We start from the raw sequence: 17573 nt of genomic DNA, 5'->3' as shown, positions 1-17573 counted from the left end.
ATTCTAGGACTACGGCCGCAACTCGTAACATGTGTCCGGTGGAGCAGCAATCGGATCCACTCGTCGGCACCATGCTCGACGGGCGCTATCGCGTGGACACCACCATCGCCACCGGTGGCATGTCCACGGTCTACCGCGGCCTCGACGTCCGCCTGGACCGCCCCGTGGCGCTGAAGGTGATGGACTCCCGCTACAGCGGCGACAGCCACTTCCTGACCAGGTTCGGACGCGAGGCCAAGGCCGTGGCCCGGTTGAAGGATCCTGGGCTGGTCGCGGTCTACGACCAGGGCGGCGGAGGCTCCGGACCATCCCACCAACCACCTTTCCTGGTGATGGAACTCATCGAGGGTGGCACGCTCCGCGAGCTGCTGGCCGAACGCGGCCCGATGCCCCCGCACGCGGTCGCCGCGGTGCTGGCACCGGTACTCGGCGGGCTCGCAGTCGCACACCGCGCCGGCCTCGTGCACCGCGACATCAAGCCCGAGAACGTCCTGATCTCCGACGACGGCGAGGTCAAGATCGCCGATTTCGGTCTGGTGCGCGCCGTCGCCGAGGCCAAGATCACCTCGACCAGCGTGATCCTGGGTACCGCGGCCTACCTGTCCCCCGAGCAGGTCAGTACCGGTGACGCCGATCCGCGCAGCGACGTGTACGCCGTCGGGATCCTCACCTACGAACTGCTCACGGGAGTCACCCCGTTCACCGGTGACTCGGCGCTCACTGTCGCATACCAGCGCATGGACAACGATGTGCCGGCGCCGAGCGGGGTAATCGCCGGGGTGCCAACGCAATTCGACCAGTTCGTACGCCGCGCCACGGCACGCGATCCGGGGCAGCGCTTCGCCGACGCCGACGAGATGCGGGCGGAACTGACCGAGATCGTCGACGACCTCGGGCTGCCGGCATTCCGGGTGCCCGCACCGCAACATTCGGCGCAGCACCTGGCCGCTACCCGCGTGCATGATCTCGGTGCCGCCGACGGCCGCCGGGCGGAGAGCGCCACCGTCGTGACGGCCGCCCCGCCGCCCCCGCCGATTGCGCCACCGGTCCCCCCCGCACCGCGCCAGCCGACCCGCGAGATCACCCGCGACCAGCACGACTGGGCACCGATCCCGGCCGGCCCCGAAGACGCCGAATACTCTTTCGAGGCAGGGCAATTCGCCGGTATCGAGATGAGCGAGTTCTACTGGGCCCAGCAGCGCGCCAAACGGGCGCTGGCGTTCTGGGTGATCGCGGTTCTCACCCTGACGGGCCTCGTCGCCGCCGCAGCATGGACGCTGGGCAGCCATGTCGCGGCGCTGCTCTAGCCCACAGTGCTAGCCGCGCAGCATCTCCGCGACGAGGAACGCCAACTCCAGACTCTGCTGGGTGTTGAGCCGCGGATCGCACGCGGTCTCGTAGCGACCGGCCAGATCCGAATCCGAGATGTCCTGCGCCCCACCGAGGCACTCGGTGACGTTCTCACCGGTGATCTCGACGTGGATGCCGCCGGGGTGGGTGCCCAGGGTGTGGTGCACCTCGAAGAACCCCTGCACCTCGTCGACGATGCGGTCGAAGTGGCGGGTCTTGTAGCCGGTCGACGACTCGTGGGTGTTGCCGTGCATCGGATCGCACTGCCAGATCACCTGGTGGCCCGTGGCCTGGACCTTCTCGATGATGGGCGGCAGCAGATCGCGCACCTTGTTGTTGCCCATCCGCGTCACCAGGGTCAGCCGGCCGGGCTCGTTGTTCGGATCCAGCCGCTCGACGTACTCGACGGCCATCTCCGGCGTCGTGGTCGGCCCCAGCTTGATCCCGATCGGGTTGGCGATCACCTCGGCCAGTGCCACATGGGCACCGTCGAGCTGACGCGTGCGCTCACCGATCCACAGGTAGTGCGCGGACTGGTTGTACAGCTTGGGCGGCCCGTCCGGGTTCTCCGCGGGATCGGCCAGCCGCAGCATCGCGCGCTCGTAGTCGATCACCAGCGCCTCGTGGCTGGCGAAGATGTCGGCGGTCTGCAGATTACGGTCCGCCACCCCGCAGGCGGACATGAACTTCAGGCCCCGATCGATCTCCCCCGCCAACGCCTCGTACCGGGCACCGGCGGGCGAGGTCCGGACGAACTCTCGGTTCCAGTTGTGCACGAGGTGCAGCGACGCCAGCCCGGACGAGGTCAGCGCGCGCACCAGGTTCATCGCGGCGCTGGCATTGGCGTAGGCCCGCACCAACCGCGACGGATCATGCTCGCGCACCGCAGCATCCGGCGCGAAGCCGTTGATCATGTCACCGCGGTAGGACCTCAGGCCGAGCGCGTCCAGATCCGCCGACCGCGGCTTGGCGTACTGGCCGGCGATTCGGGCCACCTTGACCACCGGCATGCTGGCGCCGTAGGTCAGCACCACCGCCATCTGCAACAGGGTGCGGATGTTGGCCCGGATGTGCGGCTCGGTGTTGTCGACGAACGTCTCGGCGCAGTCGCCACCCTGCAGCAGGAAGGCCTCGCCGCGGGCGACGTCGGCGAGCAGGCCCTTGAGCTTCTCGATCTCCGACGGCACGGTGACCGGAGGCACGCTCTCCAACACGGTACGCATGGCCTTGGCCGCGTCCGGGTCCCAGCTGGGCTGCTGTACCGCCGGCTTGGCCAGCGCCGCATCGAGCCGTTGACGCAGCTCGTCGGTCAGCGGAGGCAGTGGCGGCAGCTGGTCGATGGGGATGTCGACGGTCCAGTTCACCCGTTCATGGTAGCCGCCGGTGAACGGCCGTTTTCAGGGCTTTGTCACCCGGGTTGCCGCGCCGGCCTGAGCCCCTCACCCGTCATCAGCTGGAACCGGTGCAGATTGTGCCGTGCGTCGACGAGCGCATCGTGCGCATCGGTCGGTCGCGCCGGCATCCGCGGCGAACCGCGCTCCTCCCAGAACTGGCGCAGCTCGCGGGTGAACCGCGGCATCGCCGGAGGCAGGTCGGTCATCGGCCCCCACAGCTGACATAGCACCACGTGGTCATAGGCGCCCACCCAGGCCCACAGCTCGATCGGTTCGTCACCGTCGATGTCGAAGAAATCCTCCAGCTCCGACCGGATCTGCCGCCGGGACCGCCACAGCTTCGACGACGGCGACGGCAGCTTGGGCAGTACGTGTTTGCGCACCCACCGACCGGCCCGGTCCGGATTGAATTCCGTCGAGATCGCGTAGTACTCGCGTCCGTCCTCGGCGGCCACGCCGATCGAGATCAGGTCGATGGTGTGACCGTCGTCGATGAACTCGGTGTCGTAGAAGTAGCGCATCAACCAATCCGTCCTGCCCGCTCGTCCGTCTTCGCCGCCGCCGTCGACACCGGTGCGGGGGCCGCGTGGATCTCGCGATCCAGTTGCGCATCGACAGTGGCGTCGTCGGGGAACTTCGGCATCCCGGTGATCGCGTCCTGCAACCACAGTTTGGCCTGCACCACGGGCCGGCGCAGCCAGCGCTCCCGCTCCAGTGCACGGTGCATCTTGCGCGGATGGCCGGTGTAGCGCCAGCGCGCCCACGGAGCATGCGGCCGCGACAGCCGAACCGCCCCGACGAACAACAACGGGGTAATGAACATGCCCACCAATCCAGTCCACACCTTGCCTTTGAGCAGAACCACCACCGCCAGCAGCAGGGTCAGCACCGCCACCCCGACCACGAGCGCGCGCATGGCCGCCGACTGGTCCTCGCGCCAGATACCGATATCAAAGAATGACAGCGGATTGAAACCCAGGATCAACAACCCCGCCACCGCGACCGCGGCGAACACCGCATCCACCGACGTCCGGCCGTCCTCGGCCCAGTACACGTCCGACAGATGCAGGATCAGCGCGAACTCGTCGAGCACCAGGGCCGCGCCGATTCCGAAGAACACCGCAGCCACCGTGAACTCCGGTACACCGCCGTTGACCGCGAGCGTCACCATCGTCACGCCCGACACGAGCACCAGCACCACACCGATCACCATGTGGTGGATGTGTACGGAACCGTGTCCCATGTTGCGGGGCTGCCACCACCTGGGCGGCCGTTCGCTGCCGGCATTGCGGCGGATGTAACGCACCACGATGCGGGTCACGAAGAACGTGAGAATGAACGCCACCAGGCAGCACAGCAGCGGCAGGCGATCGCGGGTGAGGAAATCGAGGTGGACGGTCGCGTGCACGGACAGAGAACTTACGCCGACCTGCGCGCGTCGCGAGTGCGGATGCGCCCTCTGCGAGTTGCCCCCGATAGTCTGTTGAGGACATGAGTAAGCGGCAGTCGCCCGGCGGGGCTGGTTGGGCACCGACGATCGGGTGGCGGCTTTTCCAGTTGCTCACAGCGGCCGGGTTGATCCTGGTCGGCTGGAAGCTTCTGGGGCACGTGCCCTATCGCATCGACATCGACGTATATCGGATGGGCGGGCGGGCGTGGCTGGACAACCAGCCGCTGTACGCCGACGGCGCCATTTTCCACACGCAGGGCGGTCTCGACCTGCCGTTCACCTATCCCCCGCTCGCGGCGATCATGTTCGCCCCGTTCGCCTGGCTCTCGTTACCGGCGGCGAGCGTGGCGATCACGGCCACCACACTGGTGCTGCTGATCGTCTCGATGGTGATCGTGCTGACCCGGCTGAACGTCTGGCCCGACACGACCATCACCTCCGAGCCGGCCTGGCTGCGGCGCTGCTGGCTGGCCGCCGCCCTCGTAGCGCCCGCGGTCATCTGGCTGGAACCGATCCGGTCGAACTTCGAGTTCGGGCAGATCAACGTGGTGCTGATGACGCTCGTGGTCGCCGACTGCGTTCCGCGCCGCACGCCGTGGCCGCGCGGCGTGCTGCTGGGTTTGGCGATCGCGCTCAAACTCACCCCCGCGGTGTTCCTGCTGTACTTCCTGTTGCGCCGCGACATCCACACGCTGCTGCGGACCGCCGCGGCCGCGGTGGTGGCGACGCTGGCTGGGTTTGTCCTGGCCTGGACGGACTCGATCGAGTACTGGACCGAGACGGTGCGCAACACCGACCGGATCGGTACGGCCACTCTCAACACCAACCAGAACATCGCAGGCACGCTGGCCCGCCTCGGCCTGTCCGAGGGACCGCGGTTCGCCTTGTGGGTCGTGGCCTGCTTCGCTGTGTTGGCACTGACGGTGTGGGCGGCCCGACGGATCCTCCGCTCAGGCGCCGATGAGGGCCCGGTGCTCGCACTGATCTGCGTGGCCATGTTCGGACTGGTGGTGTCACCGGTGTCGTGGTCACATCATTGGGTCTGGACTCTGCCGACCCTGTTGGTGACCGGCGTGCTCGCCTACCGGATGCGCAAGACTTCCCTGGCCGCGCTGTCGCTGGCCCTGGTGACGCTGATCGGACTCGCCCTGATGGTGTGGACGCCCATCGCACTGTTGACCCCCCACCACGAGACCGCCGCGTCGCTGATGCGGCAGCTCGCCGGTGACGCCTACCTGTGGTGGGCGCTCGCGGTCATCGCGGTCATCGGGTTCGTGTCCGCCGCGCGGGCGGGTCAGACCACCGCTGAGCCCGCCGCCCCACTGGTCCGGTTGACCGGGGGCGAAGCGGCCTAACCCGCCGCGGCGTGCGGAAGGCGCGACGCCGGCTTGGTGGTGTCGACCGGTTGACCGTTGGTCTGCTGCGCGCTCTCCTTGATGGCGGCGGCGTAGATGTCGACATACTCCTGACCGGAGAGGTCCATCAGGTCGTACATGACCTCGTCGATCACGGCGCGCTCGATGAAGCGGTTGCCGGCCAGTCCGTCGAACCGGCTGAAGTCCATGGGCTTGCCGAACCTGACCTCGACCCGGCCGAACCGCAGCCCCTTCGATCCCGGCGGGTTGACCACGTCGGTGCCGACCATCGCCACGGGGATCACCGGGACCCCGGTCTCAAGGGCCAGCCGGGCCAGTCCGGTCTTGCCCTTGTACAGGCGACCATCGGGTGAGCGGGTGCCTTCGGGATACATGCCGAGCAGCTTGCCCTCGCCGAGGATCCGCGCGCCGGTGGTCAGGGCGGCCTGCGCCGAATCCGCGTCGGTGCGGTCGATCGGCACCTGGCCGACGACGGTGTAGAACCAGGCCAGGAACCGGCCTTTGATCCCGGTGCCGGTGAAGTACTCCTGCTTGGCCAGGAACGTGATGCGGCGGCTGACCACCAGCGGCAGGTAGAAGCTGTCCATCACCGCCAGGTGGTTACTGGCCAGGATGGCCGGACCGTCGGTCGGAACATGTTCCAGCCCAGTGATTTTCGGCCGACCGAGGACGGCCAGCAAGGGGCCCAACAGGATGTACTTGAACAGCCAATACCACATGGACCCTCCACCTTGTGCGCACCGCGCAATGCTCTGCGACAACTGTACCCAGGCCATGTTGTGGCTACCACATCAAGGCCTGAATGCCCGCTGTGTCTCAGCCGCGCCTCAGCCGGCTCAGTCTTCGAAGGTGACCGGGATGTGCTGGTAGCGACCAGGAGGCGGCGGAGGCGGATAATCGTCGGGCGACGGTGCGTCCGGTCCCCCGTCGGGTGACGGGCTACCTCCCTCGGGACCGCCATCCCCACCACTGCCGGATCCATCGGCTCGTTCATCGTCGAGGACCGCTCGGATCACCGTCAGCAGAGCCACGCTGTGCTCGGCGATGACCGACAGGAGCGGATGCTGCTCACCGTTGACGACCGCCGCGAGCGCACACACCGGGCACCACACCTGCTGGCACTTGCCCGGCGCGCTGTCGGCCGACGCCGCGAAGTTGGCCGCTGCCAACCGCACAGCCGGATCCAGCCGGTCGAGGATTTCCTGCGCCAATTGCCGCAGCTCCGAACCCAGCTCGGGATGAGACCCCGTCATGCCGGCCACACCTCCGGGTTCGGACGAAAACGTACGGTCAGCTCGCCACCGCGCAGTTGGGCATCCGTCACGATGCACCGACGCAGGACCGAGGCCAGCCGCACGCGGCGGCGCATGCCTGCGACGCCGATGATCAAGTCGTCATCGACGCGGCCCAGCGTGAGGCCGGCCGAATCGATCTGCGGCAACTCTAGCCGCAATCGGTACACCGCTTCGAGTCCAGACCCCGACTCCCGATCGACGATGGGCCGCAGCGGTCCCGGCGGCGGCGATCCGTCGCGCCGCCGGGCACTGTCGATCAGCTCCCCCAGCGCCTTGGGACCGATCGGTTCGCCCGGCACGTGCGGTACGAGCACCAGCTGCACGTCTCCGATCGTGGCGTCGAGTTCGTCGAGCACGGTCTGCTGCTCGGCGATCCGCTCGCTGTACCAGTCGAAGGCGGGGTGCGCCGGCAGGTTCTGGTACTCGAACGAATCATCTTGTACCAAAATCTGATTGACGATGATCTCGCCCACCTCGACGCCCATCAGGGCAAGCGATCCCAGGGTCCGCGAGGCCTCGGCGGCCACCACCCGCTCCGGCGTGAGCACCAGATGCGCGCTCACCCGTGAGCCGTCGGTCAGCAAGGTGCCGAGCCGGCGGATACCGGCATCCACCTGTTCGATCAGCGCGACGATGGCCGCACTGACTGCATCCGGTGAGCCCGACAGTCTGCGGTGCCGGGGCCAGGCCCGCTCCAGATACAGACCGAAGGTCTCCGGCAGCGTCAGCATTCTCAGCGCATCGGCGGTCGAGGCGCAGTCCACCACGACGTGATCCCAGCGACCGGAATCGGCGAGCTCACCCACCTCGTGCAGACCGAGCACTTCCTGGATTCCCGGAAGCGCCGAAAGTTCTTCTGGGGCAACGTCTCCCAGATCCGACTCGGGGAACCGGGCTGCCAACGGGCCGGCCGTGGAGACCCACCGCGCACCCAGCAGGGCCAGCGTGTCCAACGCGAGGGCATCCAGGACCCCGCCCGTGCCGGTCAGTTCCGTGTCGAGATCACTGAGCACGCGGGTGGGCGCCCGCTGCCCGGTGGGAGCCAGCGCGATCCCGAGGACATCGCCGGTGGAATGCGCCTGATCGGTGGACACGATCAGCACCCGCCGGCCGGCAGCGGCGTCGCGCACCGCGGTGGCGGTCGCCAGCGTCGACTTACCTACGCCGCCCTTGCCGACGAAAAGGCTGATCCTCGCAGGAGAAGGTGTGCTCCCATCCGGCGAAGTCACTCAGCCTCGGCTCGTTTCTTGAGGTCCTTCAGAGCCGTGTCGGTGAGCCTGCGCTCAGCCTTGCGCTTGAGCAACCCGATCATCGGGATGATGAGGTCGACCGACAACTCGTAGGTGACCTCCGTGCCGGATCCCTTGGGCGCCAAGCGGTATGCCCCCTCGAGCGACCGCAGCAACGAACTGGACACCAAGGACCAGGTCACCGAGGTGCGATCAGCAGGCCACACGTAGGCCAGCACCATCGTGTCCTTGAGCACCGCGGCGTCGAGCACCAATCTGGCCGTCTTGGGGTTGCCCTGTGCGTCGGTCTCCAGGACCTCGGCTTCCTTGTACTCGGCGACCCATTGCGGATACGAGCCGATATCGGCGATGACGTCCATCACCGTCACCGGATCGGCGTCGATGTAGATGGTCTGTGTCGTCTTGTCGGCCACCGCATCGCCCTATCTCCCCGCACGCGGGGTTCCCCTACTTCCCCCGCCCCGCGGGGGTGCTCTGGCTCTCGCCGAGAAATCTACCCTCCCGCAGATAGACCCGGTCAAACGCGCCAGACGTCAGGCCAGTCGGGACACCCCGACCGGGCGCGCCGACTCCAACCGCTGCTTGATCCCGAAGGACATCGCCTTGCCCGCCACGCGCCGCTGGTGGTTCATCTTTGCCAGATCCATGTCGGCCAACTGCTTTGCCGTGGCACCGGACGGTTCGGCGTGCAGGAAGTAATGCAGCACCACACCGTCCATCACCTCCTCCAGCCAGACCTCCATGGTGCCGGTCAACGCACCGGTCACATTCCAGCGATGGCCCTTCTCGGCGCGGTCCTCGACGACCTTGAGCACCAGGTCGGGCCACCACCGCCGCCAGCTGGCGGGGTCGGCAACCGCGGCGCCCACGGCGACCGGATCGGCGCAGACGAATGTCTCGTCGGCGATCTGAATGCTGTTCATCGCGGACAAGCTTCACATATGCGCGATCACCTGCCTACCGCGGCCGACTAGGCTGACGCGCAAAGCCACCATCACAAGCCTGGAGGGCAAGATCGTGCGTGAGTCAATGCGGGAGTACAACGTGCCCGCGTCCTTTGCCGTCGACGAGCACGACAGCGTCGTCAGCTCGGTATCCGCGCACGCGGCCGACAGCCCTGACCACGTCATCTTCCGACGCCTGGTCGACGGGGCCTGGACCGACGTGACCTGCGCCGAAGCGGCCGACCAGATTCGTTCGGTCGCCCTGGGGCTGATCGCCGAGGGAATCCAGCCCGGCGACCGCGTGGCGATCATCTCGGCCACTCGTTACGAGTGGCCGATCATCGACTTCGCGATCCTGTCGGTCGGCGCGGTCACCGTGCCGATCTACGAGACCTCCTCGGCCGAGCAGGTGCGGTTCGTCCTGGACAACTCTGCGGCGAAGATCATCTTCGCCGAGACCGACGGGCACGCGCAGACCGTCGAACAACTCCGCGGCCAGCTGCCCGAGCTGCGCAAGGTGCTGCGGATCGACGGCACCGGCACCCCCGCGCTGGAGGCCATGGCCGAGGCCGGTAAGTCGGCCGACCCCGCCGAACTCGACAAGCGCCTGGCCGGCATCCGCTCGGCCGATCCGGCCACCTTGATCTATACGTCGGGAACCACCGGCCAGCCCAAGGGTTGCCAGCTGACCCACTCGAACCTGCTCTACGAGATCCGGGGCGCCAAGGCGTGCTTCCCCACCGAGCTGGCCCCGGGCGAGCGGATGCTCGTGTTCCTGCCGCTGGCCCACGTGCTGGCCCGGGCCATCACCATCGCCGCCTTCACCAACAAGGTCACCCTCGGCTTCACCAGCGACATCAAGAACCTGGTCCCGACCTTCGGCGTGTTCAAGCCGACGCTCGTGGTCTCGGTGCCCCGCGTGTTCGAGAAGGTCTACAACACCGCCGAGCAGAACGCCCGCAACGACGGCAAGGGCAAGATCTTCTCGATCGCAGCCGATACCGCAATCGAGTGGAGTAAGGCGCAGGACACCGGGGGCGCCGGTCTGCTGCTGCGCGCCAAGCACGCCTTGTTCGACAAGCTGGTCTACGGCAAGCTGCGGGCAGCCCTCGGCGGTGAATGCCGGGCGGCCATCTCCGGTGGCGCACCCCTGGGTGCCCGGCTGGGCCACTTCTATCGCGGTGTGGGCCTGAGCATCTACGAGGGCTACGGCCTCACCGAGACCAGCGCGGCCATCACCGTGAACCGGGTCAACGACCTCAAGGTCGGCTCGGTCGGCAAGCTGATGCCCGGCAACAGCATGCGTATCGCCGAGGACGGTGAGCTGCTGGTCAAGGGCGGCGTGGTGTTCAGCGGTTACTGGGGCAACGAGTCCGAGACCAACGCGGTGTTCTCTGACGGCTGGTTCCACACCGGCGACCTCGGCGCCATCGATGACGACGGTTTCCTGACCATCGTCGGGCGCAAGAAGGAAATCATCGTCACCGCCGGCGGCAAGAACGTCGCCCCCGCGCTGCTCGAGGACCGGCTGCGGGCCCATCCGTTGATCAGCCAGGCCATGGCCGTCGGCGATCAACAGCCGTTCATCGCCGCACTCATCACCATCGACCCTGAGGCATTCCCGGGTTGGAAGCAGCGCAACGGCAAGGACACCGGCGCCTCGGTCGGCGATCTCGCCGACGACCCGGACCTGCTGGCCGAGATCGACCTGGCGGTCAAGGACGCCAATCAGGCGGTGTCGCATGCCGAGTCGATCCGCAAGTTCCGGATCCTGCCCGTCGACTTCACCGAGGACACCGGCGAGCTGACCCCGACGCTGAAGGTCAAGCGCAAGGTGGTGGCCGAGAAGTTCGCCACCGACATCGCGGCGCTGTACGGCTGAGGCCGGCTACGGCTGAACCGGGTTCAGCCCGACAGCAACCCGGTCAGCCGCGCGCCCTGCGAGCGCCACTGCCAGTTGTCGACGGCCCAGTGCCGCCCCGCCACACCCATCGCGGCGGCGCGGCCCGGATCGGCCAGTAGATCGCCCACTGCCGTCGCCACCGCGGCCACGTCGGTGCCGTCCACGACGGTGCCGGTCTGACCGTCCAGCACTGTTTCCGGTGCCCCGCCGGAGGTTCCGGCGACCACCGGCACGCCGCAGGCCGAGGCCTCCAGGTAGACGATGCCGAGTCCCTCGACGTCCAGCCCCGCTCCACGAGTACGGCACGGCATGGCGAAGACGTCGGCCATCGCGTGGTGCGCGGGCAGCTCCGCACCCGGCACCGCACCGGTGAAAACGACGTCGGCGGCCACATCGTGCGTGTGCACGAGTTGCTTGAGGGTCGGCAGATACGGTCCCCCACCGACGATGACCAGGGCCGCGTCGGGGATGCGACGCCGGATCGCGGGCCAGGCGCGGACGAGCATGTCCTGGCCCTTGCGCGGCACCAGGCGGGACAGGCAGACCACCACCGGGCGCTGTCCCAGCCCGTACCGTGCGCGCAGCTCGGCCCGGGCCACCGGGTCGGGCACGAATCGGTCGGTGTCGACGCCGGGCGACAGACGTTCCAACGCCGCGTGGGGACCGAACGCCGAGGCGAACCTGCCGCGGGTGTAGCGACTGATGAACGTCACGACGTCGGCGTCATCTCCGATGCGGCGCAGGGCGCTCCGCGCCACCGGCAGCATCGACCAGCCGACCTCGTGGCCGTGGGTGCTGGCCACCACGCGGGTGGCTCCGGCGCGTCGGGCCAGCGGGCCCAGCAGCGCCAACGGGGCGGCCGCCCCGAACCACACCGTCTCGATGTCGTGCTCGGCGATCAACCGCTGCATGCGCGTCGCCACCATCGGCTCCGGGATCATCAGCGTGGTCGGGTGCCTCACCACCCGGTACCCGGCGGCCACGTCGTAATCGGCGCTGCCCTTCCACTTCGGCGCATACACCGTGAGCTGGTGCGAGCCGTCGCGGATCAACTCCCCGACGAAGGCCTCCAGGTATGACTGGATCCCGCCGCGACGCGGTGGAAAGTCGTTGGTGACCAACAAAACCCGCGTCATCGCGCTGTCCCCGCCCGTTTGCCGTCCATCGGCGACAGGCTATCCGGTCAACCAACGGTGCCAACCGGCAACTACGGCATCGAGGTCGGCGCCCAGGGTTTCCCGGAGCGCAGTGGCCACATCCGGGTGCCCGGGTTCGCAGGCGCGCAGGTACAGCTCACGCAGCTTGCCGATGCCGTACGCATCGGCGACATAACGGCTGAACCACCATGCCCGGTCGTAGGCCAGACTGCGGGCGGCGCCGGGTGTGTCGAGATCGGCATCGGTGGGCAACTGGGCCAGCTCGCCGGCCCGGGACGGACCGGGGACCGGCGCGGGTGGCCTACCGACGTAGTCGGCCACTCCCTCGGTGAGCCAGCGGGGCGCGTCGGCCGCGGTCCGCGAGCGCGCCGCATAATGAAAAAGTTCATGGCGCAACACGATTCGTAACGCAGCCGGGCTCATGCCGGCAGCCCCGGGGGCGAACATGATCCGCTGCCTGGTGGTGGTAGCGGCGATGTCGGCGGCTCCGCCGGCCAGCACCCGGAACTGTTCATCGGAGCCTGCGACTGCGATCTCGATGTCGCGGGGCCAGTCCGGGCCCCAGAACGCCGTCACCGCAGCGTCAGCCGCGCCGAGTTCGGGGCCGAGACGGTCCAGCAGGGCCGAAGATTGCGGCCCGCCGAGGGCCAGCAGCAGGGCGGTGCGCCCGTCGGGTAACACCATCGAGGTGACGGGCTCCGGCGGTGCCGAGACGGCGGGAGACGAGGTGACTTGCGGCGGCGCAGCCGGCAGCGACGGCGAGGGTGACGCGGACCGCCAGAGCAGCGCGGTCGCCAACGCCAGTTCCACCAGCAATACCGCGACCAGCAGCCGCCTGCGGGTGCTCAGATCAGAGCCGCTGTCGGATGACTCAGTAACGACGAACGTTGTAGATCGGCGCATTGTTGACCGGGGCGACCCTCACCGGGGTGCCGTAGGTCGACGCGTGCACCATCATTCCGTCGCCGATGTAGATGCCGACGTGGGAGGCGTCGGAGTAATAGGTCACCACGTCACCCGGCTGCATCGAATCTGACGAGACGGGCTGACCGCCGCGGGCCATGGCCTGGCTCGAATGCGGCAGGGAAATCCCGGCGTGCTGGAACGCCCACATCACCAGGCCGGAGCAGTCGAAGGAGCTGGGACCGGCCGCGCCCCAGGAGTACGGCGAGCCGATGCGGCTCAGCGCGGCCTGGATGACGGTGCCGGAATGTCCGTCGCCCCCACCTGGGAGTGCGCCTTCCGGCGGGGCGACGTCACCGGGCGGAATGCCGTTCGGCGGGTCGGCCAACACGGCGGGATCCTGCGCCGGCGGCAACGCCTCGGGGGCAGGCACCGGCGGGGTCGGCGGCAGGGCGTTCATCGCTTCCCGCTGGGCCGGGCTCAGGGCCTGGTACTGCGACTTCACGATCGCGATCTGCACCTGCAGCTGGCTTTGCTTGGATTGCAGCTCGGCGCGCACCGCGGCAGCCTGCTCGGCGGCGGTCTTGGCGTCGGCGGCCGATTTCGCCGACTCACGCTCGGCCACAGCGGCCTTCTCGCCCACCGAACGGAAGTTCTTCATCTGCGCCGACATCTCGGTCGCCATCACCCGCTGCACGGCGAGCTGCTCGATCAGCTGCTGCGGTGAGCCGGCCGTCAGGATGGCATCGACGCCGGAGGTGCGACCGCCCATGTACTGGGCCGCAGCTACCTTGTTGACCGAAGTTTGAAAGGTTGCCAGCTGTGACTTGGCCTCATCGACCGTCGCGGTGTCCTCGGCGTGCTTACGCTCCGCAATCTCTTGGGCGGCAACCTTGTTGTTCAGGTCGAGCTGCGCCGAGTGCATGGCCTCGGTGGTCTGCTCGGCCTGCCGGGACAACTCATTGAGCTTTGCCATCGCATCGTCGGCGGGATCGGCCTGCGAACTCGCGGCCAAGAATCCGGATATCAAGGTCAAGCTCGCTATTGCACCTGCAACGGGTCGCTTGAAACGACTTGTGGGCCGGTGCGCGCGCTCGTGCCTCAAGTTTTTGTCCTCACAACTGGCGATGGCGAGCCGCCTCGAACTGCTCTTAGGTCTCAGATAGGTTACGAAACGGCATCGGCCTTGTCCAACAGAAGCTGCAAATTTAACAGCTCACCCGGAATATTTTCCTGTGCACGAAGCGCTGCGTGTCGTCAGGCGACGCCAGATCTGCCGTTCCGGTGAATGGGCACGAGCCGCAGCCGTGGCGCAAGGCCCACGTCAGCGAGCACTTCCAGTGCCTGACGCTCGTCATCCAGCAAAGTTTCGGGAGCCCCGAGCAGAACACTGACGACGCAGTCCTGGCAGCCGGGCCCGCGTACCGCGCAATCGTCGCAGTCGATGGTCACGCTGCCGGTGTCGGGCTCATGGGGGTGGGGCTCGTCGGCGTAGAACCAGTTGTCCTGGCGTACTCCGCTCATCTTGACCGTCCTCTCGATCGGTGTTGGGCGCACGCTATCGGGACGGACCGACAAGTAGCGGCGCGCCGATCCGGCGCGACACGCGGACAGCCGGCCTCAGATTGTCGGGGGCAGTGCCTACCGTCATCGGCATGGGCCAGCGCAAGATCGCCGATGCCGAGCAGCTGGCCTTCGGCTTTGGCTCGGACGGCGCCATGGACGCCCTCTCGCTTGCCGACACCACCTTCGTGGTGGTGGATCTGGAGACCACCGGGGGCCGGGCCACCGCGAAGACACCGGGCGACGGCTACGACGCCATCACCGAGATCGGCGCGGTCAAGATCTGCGGCGGCGAGGTGATCGGCGAGTTGGCGACGCTCGTCGACCCCGGCCGGGCCATCCCACCGCAGATCGTCGAGCTCACCGGGATCACCACGGCGATGGTGCGCGATGCGCCGAAGATCGACAGCGTCCTCCCCATGTTTTTGGAGTTCTCCCGAGGTGCGGTGCTGGTCGCCCACAACGCCGGCTTCGACATCGGCTTCCTGCGGGCGGCAGCCCAACGGGCGGAGCTCGGCTGGCCGCGGCCTCCGGTGCTGTGCACGGTCAAACTCGCCCGCCGCGTACTCACCCGCGACGAGGCGCCGAGCGTGAAACTGTCGGCCCTGGCCCGCCTGTTCGGGGCGTCCACAACACCCACCCACCGCGCCCTCGACGATGCCCGTGCCACCGTCGACGTCCTGCACGGGCTGATCGAGCGGGTCGGCAACCAGGGCATCCACACCTTCGCCGACCTGAAGAACTATCTGCCCGACGTCACACCGGCTCAGCGACGCAACCGCTCACTGGCCGACCGGCTGCCCAACCGTCCCGGCGTGTACCTGTTCCGCGGCCCCTCCGACGAGGTGCTCTACGTGGGCACCGCAGTCGATCTGCGCCGCCGGGTCCGCCAGTACTTCACCGGCGCCGACCCGCGGACCCGGATGAAGGAGATGGCCTCGCTGGCGCGCGCCGTCGACCACGTCGAATGCGCCCACGATCTGGAGGCCGGGGTCCGCGAGCTCCGATTGCTCGCAGCGCACGCGCCGCCGTACAACCGGCGCTCCAAGTACCCGCAGCGGTGGTGGTGGGTGGTTCTCACCGACGAGGCCTTCCCACGACTGTCGGCGGTGCGAAACCCGGGGCACCGCACCGCTTTCGGACCGTTCTCGGCCCGATCCGACGCCATCGGATCGGCGGCGCTGCTGGCCCGGTTCACCGGGGTGCGCACCTGCACGGCCCGCTTCGGCGCGGCAGCCGTGCACCGCTGTCCCGAGGTGGAACTGTCCCCGTGCCCGGCACCGCAGGACACCGGGGCCGCGCAGTACGCGGGGGCGGTGCAACGTGCCACCGCACTGATCGACGGCACCGACCACAGTGCGCTGGCGGCCACGCTCACCCATATCGGCGAGATCGCGACAGCCCGGCGGTACGAGACCGCGGCGCGGCTGCGCGATCACGCCGCGGTCGCCATCGAGGCGCTGTGGCGGGGGCAGCGGTTGCGCGCCCTGGCCGATCTCCCCGAACTCGTGGCCGCCCGCGCCGACGGCCACGGTGGCTGGCATTTCGCGGTGATCCGCCATGGCCAACTGGCCGGGGCAGGCACAGCCGGGCGCGGGGTTCCGCCGATGCCGGTGGTCGACGCGATCTGCGCTGCCGCGCAGGTGATCCTGCCCACCGCAACACCTTTGGGTGGCGCGCTCGTGGAGGAGACCGCGCTCATCGCCCGCTGGCTGGCCGCACCCGGGGTCCGCATCGTGCGGACCGACACCGGCTACGCGACACCGATCGGGGCGGCGGGTCGCTACGCGACGTGGGCCGCCACCGCCCGCTCGGCCCGCCTGGCCGCGGCCCAGCAGCAGAACTCAGAACTGCAGGCTGAACCGCACCCAACGCGCGAGCAGTTGTTCGGCCGCACCCGAGTCGATCGCCTCGACGGCCCGCTCCAGACCGGCCTCCCACGCCGGCACCCACTTGGCGTCGCTGGCTAGCCCGGCATGGGCGACCATGGCGCCCGCCGCATTGAGCACCACCGCGTCACGCACCGGGCCCTTGGCGCCGCCCAGCACGGCCCGCGCCTCGGCGGCGTTGGCCGTGGCGTCACCGCCGACCAACTCCCTGATGTCCGCGCGCTTGAATCCGAAGGCCGCCGGGTCGAACTTCAGCCGGTCCACCGTCCCGGCCTGGACGCGCCAGATGGTGCTGGTGGTCGTCGTGGTGAGCTCGTCGAGACCGTCGTCGCCGTGCACCACCAGCACGCTGGAACCACGGGCCGCGTAGACCCCGGCCATCACCTCGGCCAGGTCGTCGAAGGCACAGCCGATCAGCCCCGCCCGCGGCCCGGCCGGATTGGTGAGCGGCCCAAGCAGATTGAAGACCGTGGGAACCCCGATCTCCCGGCGCACCACCGAGGCGTGCCGATACGACGGGTGGAACTGCGGCGCGAAGGCGAACCCGATCCCCACCTCCGCGACACTGCGCGCCACCTCATCGGGGCCCAGGTCGATCCGCACCCCGAGGGCCTCCAGGGTGTCCGCGCCACCCGACAGCGAGGACGCCGCCCGGTTGCCATGTTTGATCACCGGAACGCCACAGGCCGCCACCACGATGGCCGCCATGGTCGACAGGTTCACCGTGTTGGCACCGTCGCCACCGGTCCCCACGATGTCGACGGTCTCGTGACCGATCCGATCCGTCGGTACCCGACGCGCGTGCGACAGCATGATGTCGGCCAACTCCCCGACCTCCGCCGAGGTCGGTCGCTTCATCTTCATCGCCACGGCGAAGCCGGCGATCTGAGCCGGCGTCGCAACTCCGGTCATGATCTGGTCCATGGCCCAACCCGCATAACCGTTGGGCAGGCTCTGCTCGGTGGTCAGGCGCCCGAGAATGAGGGGCCACGACGGTGCCGCCACAGAGCCGGACGACGATGCGGATAGCGATGAAGATGCAGGAGCCACCGCCGAATGCTATCGCCCGGGCGGGACTCGTCTCCGGGGCGCGGGGAAC

Annotated in this window: 16 protein-coding genes and 1 pseudogene; 4 read left to right on the top strand and 13 right to left on the bottom strand. The window is 68.4% G+C overall.

The genetic code is table 11. The annotated features are described in order from the left end of the window. Positions 1–29: 29 nt before the first annotated feature. Positions 30–1307: a protein kinase domain-containing protein gene (locus tag AC4LGL_RS21860; protein WP_491840595.1), complete on the top strand. Its 1278-nt coding sequence runs from the start codon at positions 30–32 to the stop codon at positions 1305–1307. A 9-nt stretch (positions 1308–1316) separates the two neighbouring features. Here the strand turns inward: AC4LGL_RS21860 and AC4LGL_RS21855 are convergent, their stop codons facing one another. Genes AC4LGL_RS21855 through AC4LGL_RS21845 form a run of 3 tightly spaced genes read right to left on the bottom strand, consistent with a single transcriptional unit; the run spans position 1317 to position 4152 of the window. After that, positions 1317–2714 (bottom strand): class II 3-deoxy-7-phosphoheptulonate synthase, encoded by a 1398-nt coding sequence (locus AC4LGL_RS21855; protein ID WP_491840594.1) that lies wholly within the window; start codon positions 2712–2714, stop codon positions 1317–1319. A 44-nt stretch (positions 2715–2758) separates the two neighbouring features. Continuing rightward, positions 2759–3265, bottom strand: a complete 507-nt coding sequence (locus AC4LGL_RS21850) for a polyadenylate-specific 3'-exoribonuclease AS (protein WP_055115050.1) — start codon at positions 3263–3265, stop codon at positions 2759–2761. After that, positions 3265–4152, bottom strand: coding sequence for a hypothetical protein (locus AC4LGL_RS21845; RefSeq protein ID WP_491840593.1), 888 nt, complete (start codon positions 4150–4152; stop codon positions 3265–3267). Before AC4LGL_RS21845 ends, AC4LGL_RS21850 begins: the two co-directional genes overlap by 1 nt. Positions 4153–4235: 83 nt before the next feature. On the opposite strand from AC4LGL_RS21845, the gene AC4LGL_RS21840 reads away from it, so the two are divergent. Continuing rightward, positions 4236–5549: a glycosyltransferase 87 family protein gene (locus AC4LGL_RS21840; protein ID WP_491840592.1), complete on the top strand. Its 1314-nt coding sequence runs from the start codon at positions 4236–4238 to the stop codon at positions 5547–5549. Here the strand turns inward: AC4LGL_RS21840 and AC4LGL_RS21835 are convergent. The 5 genes from AC4LGL_RS21835 to AC4LGL_RS21815 form a co-directional block, all read right to left on the bottom strand. Next, entirely contained in the window at positions 5546–6289 is a 744-nt protein-coding gene (locus tag AC4LGL_RS21835; protein ID WP_491840591.1) for a lysophospholipid acyltransferase family protein, read from the bottom strand. The genes AC4LGL_RS21840 and AC4LGL_RS21835 overlap by 4 nt on opposite strands. Positions 6290–6406: 117 nt before the next feature. Then, positions 6407–6823, bottom strand: coding sequence for a hypothetical protein (locus AC4LGL_RS21830; RefSeq protein WP_491840590.1), 417 nt, complete (start codon positions 6821–6823; stop codon positions 6407–6409). After that, positions 6820–8094, bottom strand: coding sequence for an ArsA family ATPase (locus tag AC4LGL_RS21825; protein ID WP_491840589.1), 1275 nt, complete (start codon positions 8092–8094; stop codon positions 6820–6822). The genes AC4LGL_RS21830 and AC4LGL_RS21825 overlap by 4 nt, the downstream gene beginning before the upstream one ends. Further along, positions 8091–8528 (bottom strand): SRPBCC family protein, encoded by a 438-nt coding sequence (locus tag AC4LGL_RS21820; RefSeq protein WP_064883117.1) that lies wholly within the window; start codon positions 8526–8528, stop codon positions 8091–8093. The genes AC4LGL_RS21825 and AC4LGL_RS21820 overlap by 4 nt, the downstream gene beginning before the upstream one ends. 120 nt (positions 8529–8648) lie before the next feature. Continuing rightward, positions 8649–9038, bottom strand: coding sequence for a polyketide cyclase / dehydrase and lipid transport (locus AC4LGL_RS21815; protein WP_055115060.1), 390 nt, complete (start codon positions 9036–9038; stop codon positions 8649–8651). A gap of 106 nt (positions 9039–9144) precedes the next feature. Here AC4LGL_RS21815 and AC4LGL_RS21810 point away from each other — a divergent pair, with 106 nt between their 5' ends. Next, complete coding sequence (locus AC4LGL_RS21810; protein WP_491840758.1) at positions 9145–10941, top strand: AMP-dependent synthetase/ligase; 1797 nt, start codon at positions 9145–9147, stop codon at positions 10939–10941. Positions 10942–10964: 23 nt separating this feature from the next. Here AC4LGL_RS21810 and pimB read toward each other — a convergent pair whose 3' ends face one another. The 4 genes from pimB to AC4LGL_RS21790 all read right to left on the bottom strand — a co-directional run bounded on the left by pimB (position 10965) and on the right by AC4LGL_RS21790 (position 14546). After that, positions 10965–12098, bottom strand: coding sequence for a GDP-mannose-dependent alpha-(1-6)-phosphatidylinositol monomannoside mannosyltransferase (gene pimB, locus AC4LGL_RS21805; protein ID WP_491840588.1), 1134 nt, complete (start codon positions 12096–12098; stop codon positions 10965–10967). Between the two features lie 39 nt (positions 12099–12137). Further along, the gene (locus AC4LGL_RS21800; RefSeq protein ID WP_491840587.1) at positions 12138–13022 is read right to left on the bottom strand and encodes a peptidase; all 885 of its coding nucleotides are present in this window, start codon (positions 13020–13022) and stop codon (positions 12138–12140) included. Next, positions 12991–14127, bottom strand: a complete 1137-nt coding sequence (ripC, locus tag AC4LGL_RS21795) for a peptidoglycan hydrolase RipC (RefSeq protein WP_491840586.1) — start codon at positions 14125–14127, stop codon at positions 12991–12993. Before ripC ends, AC4LGL_RS21800 begins: the two co-directional genes overlap by 32 nt. Before the next feature lie 152 nt (positions 14128–14279). Further along, positions 14280–14546: a hypothetical protein gene (locus AC4LGL_RS21790; RefSeq protein WP_491840585.1), complete on the bottom strand. Its 267-nt coding sequence runs from the start codon at positions 14544–14546 to the stop codon at positions 14280–14282. Between the two features lie 131 nt (positions 14547–14677). On the opposite strand from AC4LGL_RS21790, the pseudogene AC4LGL_RS21785 reads away from it, so the two are divergent. Further along, a pseudogene (locus AC4LGL_RS21785) lies at positions 14678–16492 on the top strand (DEDD exonuclease domain-containing protein); the annotation flags it as partial. Here AC4LGL_RS21785 and trpD read toward each other — a convergent pair. Further along, positions 16430–17524 carry an anthranilate phosphoribosyltransferase gene (trpD, locus tag AC4LGL_RS21780; protein WP_491840584.1) on the bottom strand — a complete coding sequence of 365 codons (1095 nt, stop codon included), beginning with the start codon at positions 17522–17524 and terminating at the stop codon, positions 16430–16432. The pseudogene AC4LGL_RS21785 and the gene trpD sit on opposite strands and share 63 nt — an antisense overlap. Positions 17525–17573 lie beyond the last annotated feature (49 nt).

The sequence above is a fragment of the Mycolicibacterium arcueilense genome, assembly GCF_058536225.1.
Note: the sequence above shows the minus strand (reverse complement) of the source record. Positions and strands in the feature narration are given on the sequence as shown.

Coding starts and splice junctions, on each gene's coding strand:
- AC4LGL_RS21860 (WP_491840595.1), top strand. CDS start 30: ATGTGTCCGGTGGAGCAGCAATCGGATCCACTCGTCGGCACCATGCTC.
- AC4LGL_RS21850 (WP_055115050.1), bottom strand. CDS start 3,265: ATGCGCTACTTCTACGACACCGAGTTCATCGACGACGGTCACACCATC.
- AC4LGL_RS21840 (WP_491840592.1), top strand. CDS start 4,236: ATGAGTAAGCGGCAGTCGCCCGGCGGGGCTGGTTGGGCACCGACGATC.
- AC4LGL_RS21835 (WP_491840591.1), bottom strand. CDS start 6,289: ATGTGGTATTGGCTGTTCAAGTACATCCTGTTGGGCCCCTTGCTGGCC.
- AC4LGL_RS21830 (WP_491840590.1), bottom strand. CDS start 6,823: ATGACGGGGTCTCATCCCGAGCTGGGTTCGGAGCTGCGGCAATTGGCG.
- AC4LGL_RS21815 (WP_055115060.1), bottom strand. CDS start 9,038: ATGAACAGCATTCAGATCGCCGACGAGACATTCGTCTGCGCCGATCCG.
- AC4LGL_RS21810 (WP_491840758.1), top strand. CDS start 9,145: ATGCGGGAGTACAACGTGCCCGCGTCCTTTGCCGTCGACGAGCACGAC.
- pimB (WP_491840588.1), bottom strand. CDS start 12,098: ATGACGCGGGTTTTGTTGGTCACCAACGACTTTCCACCGCGTCGCGGC.
- AC4LGL_RS21800 (WP_491840587.1), bottom strand. CDS start 13,022: ATGCGCCGATCTACAACGTTCGTCGTTACTGAGTCATCCGACAGCGGC.
- AC4LGL_RS21790 (WP_491840585.1), bottom strand. CDS start 14,546: ATGAGCGGAGTACGCCAGGACAACTGGTTCTACGCCGACGAGCCCCAC.